Source organism: Streptomyces sp. NPDC014907, assembly GCF_055562975.1.
The window spans coordinates 12836-29974 of sequence record NZ_JBVHEG010000008.1 but is presented as its reverse complement, the minus strand read 5'-3'; the positions used below and the strand labels follow the sequence as shown (position 1 = coordinate 29974).

20 protein-coding genes are annotated in these 17139 nt (G+C 74.8%); 5 read left to right on the top strand and 15 right to left on the bottom strand.

Annotated elements, in window-relative coordinates; translation table 11 throughout:
* Positions 1-34: 34 nt before the first annotated feature.
* From ACZ3IL_RS21035 to hisI, 3 genes are read right to left on the bottom strand one after another with little or no spacing between them, the layout of a single operon-like run.
* A complete protein-coding gene (locus ACZ3IL_RS21035; protein WP_467392117.1) occupies positions 35-676 on the bottom strand; it encodes a TIGR02234 family membrane protein in 642 nt (213 codons plus the stop codon).
* Between the two features lie 22 nt (positions 677-698).
* Positions 699-2201 (bottom strand): anthranilate synthase component I, encoded by a 1503-nt coding sequence (locus ACZ3IL_RS21030; RefSeq protein ID WP_467392115.1) that lies wholly within the window; start codon positions 2199-2201, stop codon positions 699-701.
* Between the two features lie 11 nt (positions 2202-2212).
* Complete coding sequence (gene hisI / locus ACZ3IL_RS21025) at positions 2213-2563, bottom strand: phosphoribosyl-AMP cyclohydrolase (RefSeq protein WP_356543510.1); 351 nt, start codon at positions 2561-2563, stop codon at positions 2213-2215.
* 84 nt (positions 2564-2647) lie between these two features.
* Between hisI and ACZ3IL_RS21020 the strand changes: the two genes are divergently transcribed.
* Complete coding sequence (locus ACZ3IL_RS21020; protein ID WP_467392113.1) at positions 2648-3283, top strand: TIGR03085 family metal-binding protein; 636 nt, start codon at positions 2648-2650, stop codon at positions 3281-3283.
* Between the two features lie 3 nt (positions 3284-3286).
* Here ACZ3IL_RS21020 and ACZ3IL_RS21015 read toward each other — a convergent pair whose 3' ends face one another.
* From ACZ3IL_RS21015 to hisD, 10 genes are all read right to left on the bottom strand, one after another.
* Complete coding sequence (locus tag ACZ3IL_RS21015; RefSeq protein WP_467392111.1) at positions 3287-4534, bottom strand: MFS transporter; 1248 nt, start codon at positions 4532-4534, stop codon at positions 3287-3289.
* A complete protein-coding gene (locus ACZ3IL_RS21010; RefSeq protein ID WP_467392109.1) occupies positions 4531-5118 on the bottom strand; it encodes a helix-turn-helix domain-containing protein in 588 nt (195 codons plus the stop codon). Before ACZ3IL_RS21010 ends, ACZ3IL_RS21015 begins: the two co-directional genes overlap by 4 nt.
* 117 nt (positions 5119-5235) lie before the next feature.
* Positions 5236-5991 (bottom strand): imidazole glycerol phosphate synthase subunit HisF, encoded by a 756-nt coding sequence (gene hisF, locus ACZ3IL_RS21005; RefSeq protein ID WP_467392107.1) that lies wholly within the window; start codon positions 5989-5991, stop codon positions 5236-5238.
* Positions 5988-6401, bottom strand: a complete 414-nt coding sequence (locus ACZ3IL_RS21000; RefSeq protein ID WP_467392105.1) for a RidA family protein — start codon at positions 6399-6401, stop codon at positions 5988-5990. The genes hisF and ACZ3IL_RS21000 overlap by 4 nt, the downstream gene beginning before the upstream one ends.
* Positions 6398-7126, bottom strand: coding sequence for a bifunctional 1-(5-phosphoribosyl)-5-((5-phosphoribosylamino)methylideneamino)imidazole-4-carboxamide isomerase/phosphoribosylanthranilate isomerase PriA (gene priA / locus ACZ3IL_RS20995; RefSeq protein WP_467392103.1), 729 nt, complete (start codon positions 7124-7126; stop codon positions 6398-6400). Before priA ends, ACZ3IL_RS21000 begins: the two co-directional genes overlap by 4 nt.
* Positions 7123-7773, bottom strand: a complete 651-nt coding sequence (gene hisH / locus ACZ3IL_RS20990; RefSeq protein WP_467392101.1) for an imidazole glycerol phosphate synthase subunit HisH — start codon at positions 7771-7773, stop codon at positions 7123-7125. The genes priA and hisH overlap by 4 nt, the downstream gene beginning before the upstream one ends.
* Entirely contained in the window at positions 7770-7934 is a 165-nt protein-coding gene (locus tag ACZ3IL_RS20985; RefSeq protein WP_388691510.1) for a hypothetical protein, read from the bottom strand. Before ACZ3IL_RS20985 ends, hisH begins: the two co-directional genes overlap by 4 nt.
* A 2-nt stretch (positions 7935-7936) precedes the next feature.
* Complete coding sequence (gene hisB / locus ACZ3IL_RS20980) at positions 7937-8530, bottom strand: imidazoleglycerol-phosphate dehydratase HisB (protein WP_467392099.1); 594 nt, start codon at positions 8528-8530, stop codon at positions 7937-7939.
* The gene (locus ACZ3IL_RS20975) at positions 8527-9633 is read right to left on the bottom strand and encodes a histidinol-phosphate transaminase (protein WP_467392097.1); all 1107 of its coding nucleotides are present in this window, start codon (positions 9631-9633) and stop codon (positions 8527-8529) included. The genes hisB and ACZ3IL_RS20975 overlap by 4 nt, the downstream gene beginning before the upstream one ends.
* On the bottom strand, positions 9630-10973 hold the full coding sequence (gene hisD / locus ACZ3IL_RS20970) for a histidinol dehydrogenase (RefSeq protein ID WP_467392095.1): 1344 nt from the start codon (positions 10971-10973) through the stop codon (positions 9630-9632). The genes ACZ3IL_RS20975 and hisD overlap by 4 nt, the downstream gene beginning before the upstream one ends.
* A 194-nt stretch (positions 10974-11167) precedes the next feature.
* Between hisD and ACZ3IL_RS20965 the strand changes: the two genes are divergently transcribed.
* The 4 genes from ACZ3IL_RS20965 to ybaK all read left to right on the top strand — a co-directional run bounded on the left by ACZ3IL_RS20965 (position 11168) and on the right by ybaK (position 15368).
* Positions 11168-12772: an oxidoreductase gene (locus ACZ3IL_RS20965; RefSeq protein ID WP_467392093.1), complete on the top strand. Its 1605-nt coding sequence runs from the start codon at positions 11168-11170 to the stop codon at positions 12770-12772.
* Between the two features lie 226 nt (positions 12773-12998).
* Positions 12999-14078 (top strand): hypothetical protein, encoded by a 1080-nt coding sequence (locus ACZ3IL_RS20960; RefSeq protein ID WP_467392091.1) that lies wholly within the window; start codon positions 12999-13001, stop codon positions 14076-14078.
* Between the two features lie 10 nt (positions 14079-14088).
* Complete coding sequence (locus ACZ3IL_RS20955; RefSeq protein WP_467392089.1) at positions 14089-14826, top strand: LON peptidase substrate-binding domain-containing protein; 738 nt, start codon at positions 14089-14091, stop codon at positions 14824-14826.
* Positions 14827-14870: 44 nt separating this feature from the next.
* Positions 14871-15368 (top strand): Cys-tRNA(Pro) deacylase, encoded by a 498-nt coding sequence (gene ybaK, locus ACZ3IL_RS20950; protein WP_467392087.1) that lies wholly within the window; start codon positions 14871-14873, stop codon positions 15366-15368.
* 103 nt (positions 15369-15471) lie between these two features.
* On the opposite strand, the gene ACZ3IL_RS20945 is transcribed toward ybaK, so the two are convergent.
* The gene (locus ACZ3IL_RS20945) at positions 15472-16125 is read right to left on the bottom strand and encodes a DUF2567 domain-containing protein (RefSeq protein ID WP_467392085.1); all 654 of its coding nucleotides are present in this window, start codon (positions 16123-16125) and stop codon (positions 15472-15474) included.
* Between the two features lie 34 nt (positions 16126-16159).
* Positions 16160-16984, bottom strand: coding sequence for an ABC transporter permease (locus ACZ3IL_RS20940; RefSeq protein WP_467392083.1), 825 nt, complete (start codon positions 16982-16984; stop codon positions 16160-16162).
* Positions 16985-17139: the final 155 nt, after the last annotated feature.

Below are 17139 nucleotides of genomic sequence, written 5' to 3'. Positions count from 1 at the left end.
CCCGGACGATCACGCGTCGCGGCCGGCCCCCGGGTCACGCGCCGCGGGTGGGGTCCTCGCCCCGGTCCAGGGCCTTCCACAGGTCCTCGGGCCGGTCCGGGACGGTGGCGGGGGCCCCGCGTCCGGCGCGGGGGGCGCCGGTCCGCTCGTAGCGGCCTCCCATGGCGGGCCAGCTCCCGCCGAAGCGGAGTGCGAGGAGGCCGGCGAGGAGGAGGAGGGCGGCGCCCGCGGCGGTCACGTAGGGCCAGGCGGTGTGGGTCAGGCCGGCCACGGCGGCGGAGGTGTCGCCGCTGATCCGGGCGGCCTCGGCGTCCAGGGCGGCCCGGTCGGAGGCGCCGAGGACGGCGGCGAGGACGGCACCCGCGCCGCTCAGCGCGAGGAGCGCGGCGACGAGGGTGCGGCCGGCGCGGCGGACCGCGAAGACGGCGAAGAGCGCGGCGAGGCCGACGATCGCGAGGGCGGTCGGCACACCGGTGACGGTGCCGCCGTCGGCCTCGACGGGCACGCTGCCGCCGCCGACGGACGCGGTGCCCTCCGCCCAGGTCTGTCCGGCGGAGAGCAGGACGACGGTGGCGCCGAGGGCGCCGAGGAGGAGGGCCGCGGCCAGGCTGCGACGGCCACCGGAGGGGGCGGCCGCGCGGGCGGCCCGGGGCTGGGGTACGGGTACGGCGCTCACGTACCCACTATCCCCCACGGGCTCAGGAGCTTTTCATCCGGTTGGCGGTGTGGACGGCCCGGAGGACGGCGGCGGCCTTGTTGCGGCACTCGTCGTCCTCGGCCGCCGGGTCGGAGTCGGCGACGACGCCCGCCCCGGCCTGCACGTACGCGGTGCCGTCGCGGAGCAGGGCGGTACGGATGGCGATGGCGGTGTCCGCGTCGCCGGCGAAGTCGAGATAACCGACACATCCGCCGTACAGGCCGCGCCGGGAGGGCTCCAGCTCCTCGATGATCTGCATGGCGCGGGGCTTGGGGGCGCCGGAGAGCGTCCCGGCGGGGAAGCAGGCGGTGAGGACGTCGAAGGCGGTGCGGTCCTCCGCGACCCGGCCGGTCACGGTGGAGACGATGTGCATGACGTGGGAGTAGCGCTCGACCGACATGAAGTCCACGACCTCCACGGAGCCGGGCACGCAGACCCGGCCGAGGTCGTTGCGGCCGAGGTCGACGAGCATGAGGTGCTCGGCGCGCTCCTTGGGGTCGGCGAGCAGTTCCTCGGCGAGGTCGTGGTCCTCCTGCGGGGTGGCGCCCCGGTGCCGGGTGCCGGCGATGGGGTGGAGCAGTGCCCGTCCGTCCTCGACCTTGACCAGGGCCTCGGGGCTGGACCCGACGACGTCGAAGCCGTTCTCGAACCGGAAGAGGTACATGTACGGGGAGGGGTTGGTGGCCCGCAGGACCCGGTAGACGTCGAGCGCGGAGGCGGTGCAGGGGGTCTCGAACCGCTGCGAGGGCACGACCTGGAAGGCCTCGCCGGCCCGGATCCGCTCTTTGATGTCCTCGACTGCGTCCCGGTAGGCAGGGCCGCCCCAGAGGGCCGAGTACGCGGGCAGTTCGGAGGCGGGCAGGGCGGTGGGGACGGCCGCGACCGGGCGGGCCAGGTCGGCCTCCATCGCGTCGAGGCGGGCGACGGCGTGCGCGTACGCCTCGTCGACGCCGGTCTCCAGGTCGTTGTGGTTGATCGCGTTGGCGATCAGGAGGACCGTGCCGTCCCAGTGGTCCAGGACCGCGAGGTCGCTGGTGAGGAGCATGGTCAGCTCGGGGAGTTCCAGGTCGTCGCGGCCGTGCTCGCCGATCCTCTCCAGGCGGCGGACGATGTCGTAGCCGAGGTAGCCGACCATGCCGCCGGTGAAGGGCGGCAGCCCGCCGTCGAACGGGGCCGCCGGGTCCCGGGGGGTGTGGAGGGCCTCGACGGTGGCGCGCAGGGCCTGGAGGGGGTCGCCGTCCGTGGGGACGCCGACGGGCGGGGTGCCGAGCCAGTGGGCCTCGCCGTCCTTCACCGTCAGGGTGGCGTCGCTGCGGACGCCGACGAAGGAGTAGCGGGACCAGCTGCGGCCGTTCTCCGCGGATTCGAGGAGGAAGGTGCCGGGGCGTTCGGCGGCGAGCTTGCGGTAGAGCCCGACCGGGGTGTCGCCGTCCGCGAGGAGCCTGCGGCCGACGGGGATGACGCGGCGGTCGGCCGCCAGCTTGCGGAAGGTCTCGAGATCCATGGCACCGGACCTTACTGGGACACGGGGAGGACGTCGGCGTCGAAGCAGGTGCGGGCGCCGGTGTGGCAGGCGGCCCCGACCTGGTCGACCTTGACGAGGAGGGTGTCGGCGTCGCAGTCGAGGGCGACGGACTTGACGTGCTGGACGTGGCCGGAGGTGTCGCCCTTGACCCAGTACTCGCCCCGGCTGCGGGACCAGTAGGTGCAGCGGCCGGTGGTGAGGGTGCGGTGCAGGGCCTCGTCGTCCATCCAGCCGAGCATCAGCACCTCGCCGGTGTCGTACTGCTGGGCGATGGCGGGGACGAGCCCGTCCGGGCTGCGCTTGAGGCGGGCGGAGAGGGCCGGGTCGAGGTTGCTGCTCATGGCGCCATTGTGCCGCGCCCGGGGGCGGTGACCGGCGGGGCGTCCACTGGGCGGACCGCCCGCGTCCGCCGTAGGCTGGCGGACATGTCGACCCATGCCAAACGTGAACGGCTTCTGCTGGCTGACCTGTTGGAAGCGGCGGGTCCGGACGCGCCGACGCTCTGCGAGGGCTGGCGGACCCGGGACCTCGCGGCCCATGTGGTGGTGCGGGAGCGGCGCCCGGACGCGGCGGCCGGCTCGCTCGTACCGCTGCTGAAGGACCGGCGGGACCGGGTGCAGGCGGAGTTCGCGGACAAGCCGTACGAGGAGCTGATCCGGCTCGTCCGGACGGGACCGCCGAAGTTCTCGCCCTTCGCCGTCAAGCAGGTGGACGAGGGGGCGAACGTGGTCGAGTTCTACGTGCACGCGGAGGACGTGCGGCGGGCGCAGCCCCACTGGTCGCCCCGCGAGCTCGATCCGGTCTTCGCGGACGTCCTCTGGTCCCGTCTGGAGCGGACGGCCCGCTTCCTGGGCCGCAGGGCCCCGGTGGGCCTGGTGCTGCGCCGCCCGGACGGCCAGACGGTGGTGGCCCGTCGCGGCGCCCCGGTGGTGACGGCCTCCGGGGAGCCGGGCGAGCTGACGATGTACCTGTACGGGCGCCAGTCGGCGGCGAAGGTGGCCCTGGAGGGCGAGCCCGGGGCGATCGAGCGGTTGCGGGAGACGAAGCAGCTCGGCATCTGAGGATCAGGCCCGGGGCAGTTCGGCGTGGCGCAGGGCCGGGACGGCCAGGGCGTACACGCCCGCCAGGGCGCAGACGGCGGCGCTGACGGTGAAGACCGGCCCGGGGCCCCAGAGGCCGATGGCCGCCCCGGTGAGCGGGAAGCCCAGCGGGGCGAACCCCAGGCTGCACAGGCTCGCGACGGCGGAGACGCGGCCGAGGTACGCGGGGTCGCACTCGGTCTGGAGGAGGGCGCCGGCCAGTGCTCCGGAGAGTCCGGCGAGCAAGCCGACGGAGAGCGCGAGGAGCACGGCGGCCGGCAGCAGCGGGGCGTGGGCGAGCGCGCCGACCGAGACGGCTCCGAGGGCCGTGGTTCCGCCGAGGACGGCTCCGGCGCGCGGGACCCGGCCCTTGACGCCGAGCAGCAGCGAGGAGGCCGCCGCGCCGGTGCCGAAGCCGGCGAGGACCCAGCCCATGCCGGAGGCGCCCCAGCCGCGCTGGTCGGAGAGGAGCACGAGGCCGACGTTGAGGGGGCCGACGAAGCCGAGGTCGCCGAGCGCGATGACGATCATGAGGGGTCCGAGGACCCGGTGGCCGCGCAGGTGGCGCAGGCCGTCGGCGAGGTCACCGAGGGCGGTGCGCCTCCCGGTCCGCGTCCCGGTGCCGGCGGGCAGCGGGCGCAGGCGGAGCCCGGTCAGCAGGGGCAGGGAGAGCGCGAAGAGCAGCCCGGCGGCCGCGAACGCGGCGCCCGGTCCGCCGAGGGCGACCGCGAGGCCGCCGAGCGGGGCGCCGAGGACGGCTCCGGCGCGCTGGCCGAGGCCGCGCGTGCCCTGGACGCGGGCGAGCTGGTCGCGCGGGGCCAGCCGGGGCGGCAGGGCGCCGACGGCGGGCAGGAAGAGGGCGTCGAGGACGCCGAAGACGAGGGCGGCGGCGGCCAGGACCCAGAGGGCGGGCGCGGTGGCCAGGACGAGCGCGGCCAGGGCGAGGACCACGAGGCAGCGGGCGCCGTCGGAGGCGATGACGACCCGGTGGGGACCGAAGCGGTCCGCGACCACTCCCCCGCCGAGCATCAGCAGGGCCCGGGGCACGGCGGAGACGGCCATCACGAGTCCCGCCTCCGCCGGGGTGCCGCCCCGGACGGCGGCCCAGGAGAGGGCCAGGTGGTAGACGGCGTCGCCGAGGGTGGAGGCGGTGTGGGCGCCGAGCCAGCGCAGGACCAGGGGGTCGCGGTGGGCGGGCCGCGACGGGGCGGCGGCGAGGACGGCGGCGCTCATGCGCGGTAGGGGAAGGCGTGGATGTGGACGGCGACGTTCTCGCGCCCCTCGGTGTCGCCGGACTCTTCGGCGGCGCGGGCGCGCTGGTCGTACTTCCTGACGACGGCGTCCAGTTCGGCGGTGAGTCCGGCGAGTTCGGGGGCGGTGAGGCGGGGCAGCCACTCGGAGGCGGTGGAGGCGGTGCGCCACGCGTCGGACCAGGTGTGCCGCTCGTCGAGGAAGCGGGCCTGCATCTCGGCGCGCTGTGCCTCGACCGTGCGGCTGAAGGCGGCGTTGGCGGCGGCGAGTTCGGGGGCGTCGCGCATGTCCTCGTCGTGGATGCTGAAGCCGTACGAGCTGGGCTGCCACCAGCGTTCGCGGCCGTCCGTGGACCGGGCCGCGGCCTCCTCGATGAGGCCGTGGTCGGCGAGCTTGCGCAGGTGGTAGCTGACGAGGGAGACGGCCTCGTCGACCTGGGCGGCGAGCTGGGAGGCGGTGGCGGTGCGGGCCGTGAAGAGGGCGCGGTAGAGGCGCATCCGCAGGGGGTGCGCGACGGCCTTGAGGGTGCCGAGGTCGGTGATCCGGCGGTTCTCCGGTGAGGTCATGACCCTGACCCTAAATACGAAAGAAAAGTTGCGCAACTAAAATTGCGAAAGAAATCCTGCACGATTGGGTGAGAAGAAGGGCCCCCGGAGGGGCCCTTCCAGAAAGCGGAACCGTTCTCAGCGGACCGGGTGGCCCGCCTCCCGCAGCGTCTCCTTGACCTGCGAGATCCGCAGGTCCCCGAAGTGGAAGACGGAGGCGGCGAGCACCGCGTCCGCGCCCGCCGCGACGGCCGGCGGGAAGTCGGAGAGCTTCCCCGCGCCGCCGGAGGCGATCACCGGCACGGTCACGTGCTTGCGCACGGCCGTGATCATCTCGGTGTCGTAGCCGTCCTTCGTGCCGTCCGCGTCCATCGAGTTGAGCAGGATCTCGCCCGCGCCGAGCTCGGCGGCGCGGTGCGCCCACTCGACGGCGTCGATGCCGGTGCCCTCGCGGCCGCCGTGCGTGGTGACCTCGAAGGAGCCGGTCGCGGTGCGGCGCGCGTCCACGGACAGGACGAGCACCTGGCGGCCGAAGCGCTCCGCGATCTCCCGGATCAGCTCGGGGCGCGCGATGGCCGCGGTGTTCACGCCGACCTTGTCGGCACCCGCCCGCAGCAGCTTGTCGACGTCCTCGGCCGAGCGGACCCCGCCGCCGACCGTGAGCGGGATGAAGACCTGCTCGGCGGTGCGGCGCACCACGTCGTAGGTGGTCTCCCGGTTGCCGGAGGAGGCGGTGATGTCGAGGAAGGTCAGCTCGTCGGCGCCCTCGGCGTCGTACAGCTTCGCCATCTCGACGGGGTCGCCCGCGTCCCGCAGGTTCTGGAAGTTGACGCCCTTGACGACCCGGCCGTCGTCCACGTCCAGGCAGGGAATGACCCGTACGGCGAGACTCACGCGCCCTCCCCTCCCCGCCCCTGGGGGCGGTACGCCTCGACCTCGACCTCGACGACCAGGCTCGGGTCGACGAAGCCGGAGACGATGATCATCGTGGCGACCGGGCGCACGGCGTCGAACAGCTCCCTGTGGGCGCGGCCGACCTCCTCTATGTCCCGGGCGTGGGTGAGGTACATCCGGGTGCGGACGACGTGCTCGGCGCCCAGGCCGAGCCGCTCCAGCGCGTCGAAGGCCACCCGGAAGGAGTTGACCGCCTGCTCGTAGGGGCCGCCGGCGGCGATCTGGCCGCCGACCACCGACGTGCAGCCGGCGACCAGGACCAGCCCGTTGGGCAGCTCCACCGCGCGGGAGTAGCCGAACTGCTCCTCCCAGGGGGCGCCGGTGGTGACCTTGCGGATCTCCTCCGTCATGCGCGGGCCACCACTTCGAGCGCCTCTTCGAGGGTGAAGGCCTCGGCGTACAGCGCCTTGCCGACGATCGCGCCCTCGACGCCCAGCGGGACCAGGCCGGCCAGGGCCCGCAGGTCGTCCAGGGAGGAGACCCCGCCGGAGGCGACGACGGGCTTGTCGGTCGCCGCGCAGACGTTCTTCAGGAGTTCCAGGTTGGGGCCCTGGAGGGTGCCGTCCTTGGCGATGTCGGTGACGACGTAGCGGGCGCAGCCCTCGGAGTCGAGGCGGGCGAGCGTCTCGTACAGGTCGCCGCCGTCGCGGGTCCAGCCCCGGCCGCGCAGGGTCGTGCCGCGCACGTCGAGGCCGACGGCGATCCGGTCGCCGTACTCGGCGATGACCTTGGCGACCCACTCGGGGGTCTCCAGGGCGGCGGTGCCGAGGTTGACGCGGGTGCAGCCGGTGGCGAGGGCGGCGGCGAGCGAGGCGTCGTCGCGGATGCCGCCGGAGAGCTCGACCTTGATGTCCATGGCCCCCGCGACCCCGGCCACCAGCTCGCGGTTGTCGCCGGTGCCGAAGGCCGCGTCGAGGTCGACCAGGTGCAGCCACTCGGCTCCGGAGTTCTGCCAGGCGAGGGCCGCTTCGAGCGGGGAGCCGTAGGAGGTCTCGGTGCCGGACTCGCCGTGCACGAGGCGGACGGCCCGGCCGTCGCGGACGTCCACGGCGGGGAGGAGTTCGAGAGTGCTCACAGGGTTCCGATCCAGTTGGTGAGGAGCTGGGCTCCGGCGTCGCCGGACTTCTCGGGGTGGAACTGGGTGGCCCACAGGGCGCCGTTCTCGACGGCCGCGACGAACGGCTCGCCGTGGGTGGCCCAGGTGACCTTGGGGGCGCGGATGTTGGGGTTGCCGACCTCCAGGGACCACTCGCGCACCGCGTAGGAGTGCACGAAGTAGTACCGGGCTCCGGCGTCGAGCCCGGCGAACAGCTCGCTGCCGGCGGGGGCCTCGACGGTGTTCCAGCCCATGTGGGGGACGACGGGGGCGTTCAGCGGCTCGACGGTGCCGGGCCACTCGTCGAGTCCCCCGGTCTCCACGCCGTGCTCGACGCCCCGGGCGAAGAGGATCTGCATGCCGACGCAGATGCCCATGACGGGGCGGCCGCCGGCGAGGCGGCGGCCGACGATCCAGTCGCCGCGGGCCTCCCTGAGCCCCCGCATGCAGGCGGAGAAGGCACCGACGCCGGGGACGAGGAGTCCGTCGGCGTTCATGGCCGTCTCGTAGTCGCGGGTGATCTCGACGTCGGCGCCGACGCGGGCGAGCGCGCGCTCGGCGGAGCGCACGTTGCCGAAGCCGTAGTCGAAGACGACGACCTTCCTGGGGCTTCCGGCCGCGCTCATGCCCACACGTCCAGACGGACCACTCCGGCGGCGAGGCACATCGCGGCGCCGAGGGAGAGGAGCACGATCAGGCCCTTGGGCATCTTCTGCTTGGCGAAGGAGTAGATGCCGCCGAGCAGGAAGAGCCCGACGACGATCAGGACGGTGGAGAGGCCGTTCACGACTAGAGGGCGCCCTTCGTGGAGGGGAGGATGCCGGCGGCGCGCGGGTCGCGCTCGGAGGCGTAGCGGAGAGCACGGGCGAGGGCCTTGAACTGGCACTCCACGATGTGGTGGGCGTTGCGCCCGTACGGGACGTGGACGTGCAGCGCGATCTGGGCCTGGGCGACGAAGGACTCGAAGATGTGGCGGGTCATCGTCGTGTCGTACGAGCCGATCATCGGCGCCATGTTCTCGGGCTCGGTGTGCACGAGGTACGGGCGGCCGGAGAGGTCCACGGTGACCTGGGCGAGCGACTCGTCCAGCGGGACGGTGCAGTTGCCGAAGCGGTAGATGCCGACCTTGTCGCCGAGGGCCTGCCGGAAGGCGGCGCCGAGGGCGAGGGCGGTGTCCTCGATGGTGTGGTGCGTGTCGATGTGCAGGTCGCCGTCGGTCTTCACGGTGAGGTCGAACAGACCGTGGCGGCCGAGCTGGTCGAGCATGTGGTCGTAGAAGCCGACCCCGGTCGACACGTCGACCCTGCCGGTGCCGTCGAGGTCGATCTCGACGACGACGGAGGTCTCCTTGGTGGCGCGCTCAACGCGGCCTACGCGGCTCATCGTTCCTGCTCCTTCATCAATTCACGGACCGCGTCGAGGAACGCGTCGTTCTCTTCGGGGGTGCCCGCGGTGACCCGCAGCCGCCCCGGCACGCCGTTGTCCCGGACCAGGACGCCCCGGTCGAGGATCTTCCGCCAGGCGGCGTGGGCGTCGGGGAACCTCCCGAACTGCACGAAGTTGGCGTCGGACTCCGTGACCTCGCAGCCCATCGCCCGCAGCTCGGTGACGAGCCGGTCGCGCTCGGCCTTGAGCTGTTCGACGTACCCGAGGAGGGTGTCGGTGTGCTCCAGGGCGGCGAGCGCGGTCGCCTGGGTGACGGCGGAGAGGTGGTACGGGAGGCGGACCAGCTGGACGGCGTCGACCACGGCCGGGTGGGCGGCGAGGTAGCCGAGGCGGAGCCCGGCGGCGCCGAACGCCTTGGACATGGTCCGGGAGACCACCAGGTTCGGGCGGCCCTCCAGGAGGGGCAGCAGCGAGTCCCGGTGGCTGAACTCGACGTACGCCTCGTCCACGACGACCATCGAGGGGCCGGCGGCCCGGGCCGCCGCGTACAGGGCGAGGACGGTGTCGGCCTCGACGGCGGTGCCGGTGGGGTTGTTGGGCGAGGTGACGAAGACGACGTCCGGGCGGTGCTCGGCGATCGCCCTCTCCGCCGCCGCCACGTCGATGGTGAAGTCGTCGTTCCGGGGCCCGGAGATCCAGCCGGTGCCGGTGCCGCGGGCGATCAGGGAGTGCATCGAGTACGAGGGTTCGAAGCCGATCGCGGTGCGGCCGGGGCCGCCGAAGGTCTGGAGCAGCTGCTGGAGGACCTCGTTGGAGCCGTTGGCCGCCCAGACGTTCTCGGCGGTGACCGGGTGGCCGCCGGTGCGGGTGAGGTAGCGGGCCAGCTCGGTGCGCAGTTCGAGGGCGTCGCGGTCGGGGTAGCGGTTGAGGCCCCGGGCGGCCTCGGCGACCCGTTCCGCGATCCGGGCCACCAGCGGCTCGGGCAGCGGGTACGGGTTCTCGTTGGTGTTCAGCTGGACGGGGACGTCGAGCTGGGGGGCGCCGTAGGGGGTCTTGCCGCGCAGTTCGTCGCGGACGGGGAGGTCGTCGATTCCGGTCACTTGGTCTCCGGCACCTTCCATCCGAACCTCGCCTTGACCGCCGCGCCGTGGGCCGGCAGGTCCTCGGCCTCCGCCAGGGTCACCACGTGGCGGGCGACGTCCGCGAGGGCGTCGCGCGTGTAGTCCACGATGTGCACCCCGCGCAGGAAGGACTGCACGGAGAGGCCCGAGGAGTGGCAGGCGCAGCCGCCGGTGGGCAGGACGTGGTTGGAGCCGGCGCAGTAGTCGCCGAGGGAGACGGGGGCCCAGGGGCCGACGAAGATCGCGCCGGCGTTGCGGACGCGGTCCGCGACGGCGGCGGCGTCGGCGGTCTGGACCTCCAGGTGCTCGGCGCCGTACGCGTCCACGACCCTGAGGCCGTCGGCGAGGTCGCGGACGAGGACGATCGCGGACTGGCGGCCGGAGAGGGCGGGGACGATCCGGTCGTCGACGTGCTTGGCGGCGGCGACCTGCGTCTTCAGTTCGGCCTCGGTGGCCGCGGCCAGCTCCTCGGAGTCGGTGACGAGGACGGAGGCGGCCATCGGGTCGTGCTCGGCCTGGCTGATGAGGTCGGCGGCGACGTGCGCGGGGTCGGCGGTGGAGTCCGCGAGGATCGCGATCTCGGTGGGGCCGGCCTCGGCGTCGATGCCGATGCGGCCCTTGAGGAGGCGCTTGGCGGCGGCCACGTAGATGTTGCCGGGGCCGGTGACCAGGTTGACGGGGGCGCAGCCGGGCTCGTCCCCGGTGCCCTCCGTGCCGTAGGCGAACATGGCGACGGCCTGGGCGCCGCCGGCGGCGTAGACCTCGTCCACGCCGAGCAGGGCGCAGGCGGCCAGGATCGTGGGGTGCGGCAGGCCGCCGAACTCCTTCTGCGGGGGCGAGGCGACGGCGACGCCCTCGACGCCGGCCTCCTGGGCCGGGACGACGTTCATCACCACGGACGAGGGGTAGACCGAACGGCCGCCCGGCACGTACAGGCCGACGCGCTCGACGGGGATCCACTTCTCGGTGACGGTGCCGCCGGGGACGACCTGGGTGGTGTGGGTGGCGCGGCGCTGCTCGCGGTGGACGAGGCGGGCGCGGCGGACGGACTCCTCCAGGGCGGCGCGGACGGCCGGGTCCAGCTCGTCGAGGGCGCGGGTGAGCTCTCCGGCGGGGACGCGCAGGGACCCGACCCGCACGCCGTCGAACTTCTCCCCGTACTCGATCACCGCGGCCGCGCCGTGATGCCGTACGTCCTCGCAGATCGGCCGCACCTTCTCCAGGGCGGCTTCCACGTCGAACTCGGCACGGGGCAGCAGGTCGCGCAGGGCGGAACCCTCGGGAAGGGTCTCGCCGCGCAGATCGATTCGAGAGATCACGGGTCAATTCTCTCAGACGGCCCACGGCACCGGACGCCCGTATCACTGGCTGATACACGCCCCACTGGCGTCTTGTCGCCACTCCTGACCGTTAGCGTTCAGCCCGTCACACAGCGGGAAGAACGGCTGTACGAATCCACGGAGCCCGGGGAACGGAGCCGTGGGTACGGATCGTGGAAAGCGAGGGGGCGGCAGTGACCGAGCCGCACGAGGACGGGATGCCGGACGACCTCACGGGCCCGGAGCGGGCCCTGTGGCGGGCGTTCCGCGTGGGCGGGACGTGCGATCTGACGGAGGGGGTCGCGGAGCGGGACGACCCGTTCGGGGGATGGGAGTGGGGGGAGGAGCGGAGCGTGCGCGCCGAGGTGCTGGCGCTGCTGCTGCTCGCCGGACCGCCCGCCCTGTCCGGCCGGGTGGCGGCGCTGAAGCTGTACGGGGCCCGGGTCACCGGCGTGCTGGACCTGGCGGGCGGGGCCATAGGGCCGTACGTGGAGCTGCGCGGCTGCCGGTTCGACGGCGAGGTGATGGTGCCCGAGGCCCGGTTCGGCACCCTGCGGATGGTCGAGTGCGCGCTGCCGCGCCTGGAGGCGGCCCGGCTGCACACGGAGGGGGACCTGCACCTGCCGCGCTGCCGGGTGCGGTGGGGCATCCGGCTCACGGACGCCCAGATCGGCACCGACCTGCTGATCAACGAGATCCAGGTGTGGCCCGACCAGCGGGGGCGGGCGATCACCGCGGACGGGATGGTGGTCGCCCAGGACCTCCAGGCCGAGCGGATCGAGACGTACGGGGAGCTGAGCCTGCGCGGGGCACAGGTCGGCGTCTCGCTCAACCTGCGCGGCAGCGTGCTGCGGGCGGCGCGGGACCGCCGCGCGCTCAACGCCCCGCAGCTGACGGTGGAGCGCACGCTCTACCTGAACGCGGCGTGGGTGCGCGAGGCCGCCGAGGGCACGGTCGACTCGACGGCCACCCCGCCGTACGGCCTCGGGCCCGTCCCGGGGACCCGGGACAAGCCGACCGAGTTCCACGGCGGGGTGCGGCTCGACGACGGACGGTTCGGCGACGCGGTGGACCTGAAGCACGCCCGGTTCCTGCTGGACGGCTCCCGCCGCGAGGAGGTGTCGCTGCGCCGGATCACCACACCGGAGCTGCGGTTCAACGGGGAGCGGCCGGAGGAGGGGCGGGTGGTGCTCAACGGCGCCAAGGTCGTCACGCTCCTCGACATGTGGAGCAGCTGGCCGGGGCCCGGCGGCCTGGCGATGGGCGGCTTCGTCTACGAGAACCTGGTGCCGTACGAGCGCTTCCCGCTGTCGCTCCGGCTGGAGTGGGTGGCGGCGGCGACCCCGGAGTACGCCCCCGAGCCGTACGAGCGCCTCGCGACGGTGCTGCGCAACAGCGGCGAGGACGCCGACGCCCGCGAGGTGCTGCTCGCCAAGCAGCGGCGCAGACGGGAGACGCTGCCCCTGGCCGGGAAGCTCTGGGGGTACCTCCAGGACTGGGCCGTGGCGTACGGCTACCGGCCGGGGCGGGCGGCGCTCTGGATGGCGGTGCTGTGGGCGGCGGGCGCGGTGGCCTTCTCCCGCTACCACCCGGTGCCGCTGAAGGCGGACGAGGCGCCCGAGTGGAACGGCTCGCTGTACGCGCTCGATCTGCTGCTGCCGGTGATCAACCTCGGCCAGGAGGGCTACTGGCGTCTGGAGGGCGCCTGGCAGTGGGTGGTGACGGGGCTGATCCTGCTGGGCTGGATTCTGGCGACGACGGTGGCGGCGGGGGCGACCCGGCTGCTGAGCAGGGGGTGAGGGGCCCTCGCGGGGAGGAGCACCGCGCGGACGGGGCGGAGGAGGGCGCGGGGGGCCACGCGCGGGACGAGAGGACGCGGGGCGGAGGGCGCGGGGCGGAGGAGCGCCGCGCGGGAGAGCGTCGCGAAGAGGGTGTGGAAGCTGTCACGACGGGGTGAGAGTGCTGTCGTGACCGGGTGGACCCGGCTGCCGCCGGGGGTGTGAGCGGGGGACAATACGTCACACCATGTCCTTGTTCCGCACCCTGGTCGGCACCGTCCGTTCGGTCCGGCACGCCCCCCGGCTCGCCGCCGGGCTCGTGCCGGACGACGACGTGCTGCTCGACGCCCCGGACGAGCGGCTCGCCCCCGCCCTGGTCGCCGCCGCCCTGGCCGACCCGGACCCCGCGGCGAAGCTGCTCGCCACCACCCGGGACGCCGCGGAGTGGGAGGACCGCGACCGGTACGTCGTCCGGCTCGCCGCCTTCGCGTACCGGAGGGACGACTGGCTGGCCCGGTGGGTCTCGGCCGCGCCCCGCGACCCCGACGCCCTCCTCGTCACGGCGCAGCTCGCCGTCCGCAGGGCGTGGGACTCCCCCGCGCGGGCCGAGCGGCTGCGCGAGCTCGACCCGCTGGTCCGGGCGGTCGCCGAGGAGGCGGGGCACGACCCGGTGCCGTGGCGGCTCGCCCTGGACCACGCGCGCGGCGCGCGGGCCGGGGCAGCCGTCTTCGAGACGCTCTGGGCGCAGGCCGTGCGCCGCTCCCCGCACCACTACGGCTCCCACGTCGCGGCGCTGAAGTACCTGTCCGCGCAGGGGGACGGCTCGCACCGCGCCGCCTTCGACTTCGCCGAGCGGGCCGCCGACGACGCCGCCCCGCGCTCCCTCGTACGGGCGCTGCCGGTCCGCGCCGCCCACGACGCGCTGCGGACGGAGCCGGGACGGGACGGGTCCGGGTCCCCGGGCCGGGTGGACCGCGCGGCGGACCGGGCCCTGGCCCTGTCGGCGGCGTTCCCGGCGGGCGACCCCTGGCCGGCCGAGGTCCGCAACCTGCTCGCGCACGTCCTCGTGGAGCGGGAGCGGTGGGCGGAGGCGCGGGAGGAGTTCGGCCGGATCGGCCCGTACGCGACCTCGTTCCCGTGGGGTTCCGCGCGGGACGCCGTACCGGAGGGCCTTCCCCCGGACCCCCGGCTCCGCCCGGGCAGGGGGGACCCCCTCCTGCGTTTCCTGGCCGCGCGGGACCGGACGCGGGTCGAGCTGGCCCGCCGGACGCCCCTCCGGGGCCCCCGCCGGGGGCGGGCCGGACGGGGCGGGCCCGTCGGCCATTAGGCTGGCCGCTGTGACCACCGCCCGCATGCCCCTCTTTCCGCTCAACGCGGTGCTGTTCCCCGGCCTCGTCCTGCCGCTGAACGTCTTCGAGGAGCGTTATCGCGCCATGATGCGCGAGCTGCTCACGATCGACGAGTCGGAGCCGCGCCGCTTCGCCGTCGTGGCGATCCGCGACGGCCACGAGGTCGCGCCGACCGCGCCCGGGCTGCCGGACCCGACGGCGCTGCCCGCCAGGGGCCCGGCCGCCGGGTTCGGCCCCGACCCGATCCGCTCCTTCCACCGGGTCGGCTGCGTCGCCGACGCGGCGAGCATCCGGGAGCGCGCCGACGGCAGCTTCGAGGTGATGGTGACCGGCACGTCCCGGGTGAGGCTGCTGTCGGTCGACGCGAGCGGTCCGTTCCTGGTGGCCGGGGTCGAGGAGATCCCGGAGGAGCCGGGCGAGGAGCCGGGCGCGCTCGCCGAGGTGGTGCTGCGGGCCTTCCGGAACTACCAGAAGCGGCTGGCGGGGGCCCGGGAGCGCTCCCTGACCACGAGCGAGCTGCCGGACGACCCGTCGGTGGTGTCGTATCTGGTCGCGGCGGCGGCGATGCTCGACACGCCGTCGAAGCAGCGGCTGCTCGAGGCCCCCGACACGGTGACGCGGCTGCGCGAGGAGCTGACCCTGCTGCGCGCGGAGACGGCGGTGCTGCGGCACCTGCCGTCGCTGCCGCTGGTGGACCTGACGCAGGCTCCGACGCACCCGAACTGAGCCGGGCCCGGGAAGAAGCCGAGAGAGGACACGGGGCGGAGAACGTGGCGAAGAAGCAGAGGAAGAACGGCGGGGGCACTCCGGCGACGGTGGCCCTGGCGGCGGCCGGCACCCCCTTCACCGTGCACGCGTACGAGCACGACCCGGCCGCCCCCTCGTACGGCGAGGAGGCGGCGGAGGCGCTGGGCGTCTCCCCCGACCGGGTGTTCAAGACGCTGGTGGCGGACGTCGACGGGGAGCTGACGGTCGCGGTGGTCCCGGTGGCGGGCAAGCTGGACCTGAAGGCGCTGGCCTCGGCGGTCGGCGGCAAGCGCGCGGCGATGGCCGATCCGGCGGCGGTGGAGCGCACCACCGGCTACGTGCGGGGCGGCATCTCCCCCCTCGGGCAGCGCAAGCGGCTCCGTACGGTCCTCGACGCCTCGGCCTCCGGGCACGCGACGATCTGCGTCTCGGCGGGCCGGCGCGGCCTGGAGGTGGAGCTCTCCCCCGGGGACCTCGCCGCCCTCACCTCGGCGGTCGTGGCCCCGATCGGCCGCGTCTGACCCTCCACGGGCCCCGGGGTTCCCCGGGTTCTCCGGGCCACCCGGGTCGCTCGGGTCCCCCGGAACCCCGGGCCCCTCGGGCCGCTCGGCTTCTTCGGACCCCTCAGGACGTTTTCGGTCCGGCCCCGGGGACGGTGTCCCCCGGGCCGTCTCCGGGCCGGGCCCAGGGGTCGGGGTCACGGGGGCCGAAGAGGGCCGTCAGGGCCAGGTGGACGATCATCGCCGCGAGCGGCCAGGCCAGCAGCGCGGCGGCCCCCAGGTTCAGCTTCAGCGGCGCCTCGAAGACGACGCCGGGGCCGACCGCCCTGGCATGGGCGGCCACGTCCGGGGTCGGGCCGAAGGACGTCCCGGTCTTCCACGCGAGCAGCGAACCCAGGATGCCGCCGATCGCCAGGCCGAGCACCGGCGGGATGCCGCCCCGGCGGCGCAGCAGGAAGACGACGAGCGCGGCGACCGCGCCGAAGGCCAGGGCCAGCAGCACGAACGTGCCGTCCCCTCCGATCGCCGCCTCCCCCTCGGAGTTCCGCAGGTAGACCCCCTTGCCGTCCGAGACGAGGGGGACGCGCGGGGCCAGGTTCAGCCACAGCACTCCGAGCAGCGCGCCCGCGACCGCCGAGACGACGGTGACCACGACGCCCAGGACGACCTCGGCCGCCGTGATCGGGTCGCCCTCCGGACCGAGCGGCGGCGGGGGCGGCGGGGGCCAGTCGCGGTCGTGCGGCTGTGGCTGGTGGGGCGGAGTCAGAGGTGCGGTCACCCCGACATCGTGCCAGGTGCGCCTGTGTCCCGCCTCAGCGGACGACGGCCCGCCGGTACGCCCGGGTGGCGACCGCGAGCGAGGCCGCGCCGACCGCGCCGCAGACGGCGAGGTCGAGGCCGACGGCCGCCCAGTCGGGGTGCGGGACGAAGGTGCGGGCCAGGGCCTCCACGCCGTACGTCGACGGCAGCAGGTCCCGCGCCCAGCCGATGGGGCCCGGCAGCCGCTCCGCCGGGAGGACGCCCAGGAGCAGCGCCGCCGACATGCCGAGCTGGCCCAGCAGGGTGGCCAGCTCCTGCCGGGGCGCGAGGAGGCCGAGGGCCGCGCCGAGCCCCGCGAGGGCGGCGCCGGCGAGCGGGACGACGGCGGCGAGGACCCACAGGTGGCCGAGCGGAAGGCCGAAGAGGACGGAGCCGGCGACGGCGGTGACGGCGGTCCCGGGCACGGTGAAGGAGGCGTACGCCCCGGCCGCGCCGAGCACGACGGCGGCGGGCGGCACGGGCAGGGTGGCGTAGTGGTCGAGGCCGCCGGTGGCCCGCAGCTGCCCGAAGTACTGGGCGAGCAGGTTGAGCGCGACGAAGGCGACGACGAGGACGGTGGAGCCGGCCACGACGGCCCGCGCCTCGGAGCCGCCGTCGACGACCCCGCGCATCAGGACCATGATCCCGATCGACTGGAAGGTGGCCACGAAGAGCAGCGGGATGCGGGCGACGCGGGCCCGGGAGAGCTGGGCCCGGTAGACGGCGGCCATGGACGGCAGCAGCCGGGCGCGGGGGGCGAGGGGTGCGGCGGTTCCCCCGCCGGACGGCCGGCGGCCGGGCGCGGGTGCCGGCAGGACCTCGGCGGGCACGGTGCTCACTGCGGACAGCTCCTGACGGTCACGTGCGGAACGCGGGGGGCCGCGTGCGGGGCGCGGTCGGCGCCGGAGGTGCGGATGGGGCCGGAGGTGCGGATGGCGCCGGAGGTGCGGATGGGGCCCGAAAGGCCGGGCCGGCGGGCCGTTCCGGCGGGCGC

What these genes read in the sequence shown, in the direction of transcription:
- ACZ3IL_RS21030 (WP_467392115.1), bottom strand. Translation starts at nt 2,201, where the DNA reads ATGGATCTCGAGACCTTCCGCAAGCTGGCGGCCGACCGCCGCGTCATC.
- hisI (WP_356543510.1), bottom strand. Translation starts at nt 2,563, where the DNA reads ATGAGCAGCAACCTCGACCCGGCCCTCTCCGCCCGCCTCAAGCGCAGC.
- ACZ3IL_RS21020 (WP_467392113.1), top strand. Translation starts at nt 2,648, where the DNA reads ATGTCGACCCATGCCAAACGTGAACGGCTTCTGCTGGCTGACCTGTTG.
- ACZ3IL_RS21015 (WP_467392111.1), bottom strand. Translation starts at nt 4,534, where the DNA reads ATGAGCGCCGCCGTCCTCGCCGCCGCCCCGTCGCGGCCCGCCCACCGC.
- ACZ3IL_RS21010 (WP_467392109.1), bottom strand. Translation starts at nt 5,118, where the DNA reads ATGACCTCACCGGAGAACCGCCGGATCACCGACCTCGGCACCCTCAAG.
- ACZ3IL_RS21000 (WP_467392105.1), bottom strand. Translation starts at nt 6,401, where the DNA reads ATGACGGAGGAGATCCGCAAGGTCACCACCGGCGCCCCCTGGGAGGAG.
- hisH (WP_467392101.1), bottom strand. Translation starts at nt 7,773, where the DNA reads ATGAGCGCGGCCGGAAGCCCCAGGAAGGTCGTCGTCTTCGACTACGGC.
- hisB (WP_467392099.1), bottom strand. Translation starts at nt 8,530, where the DNA reads ATGAGCCGCGTAGGCCGCGTTGAGCGCGCCACCAAGGAGACCTCCGTC.
- ACZ3IL_RS20960 (WP_467392091.1), top strand. Translation starts at nt 12,999, where the DNA reads ATGTCCTTGTTCCGCACCCTGGTCGGCACCGTCCGTTCGGTCCGGCAC.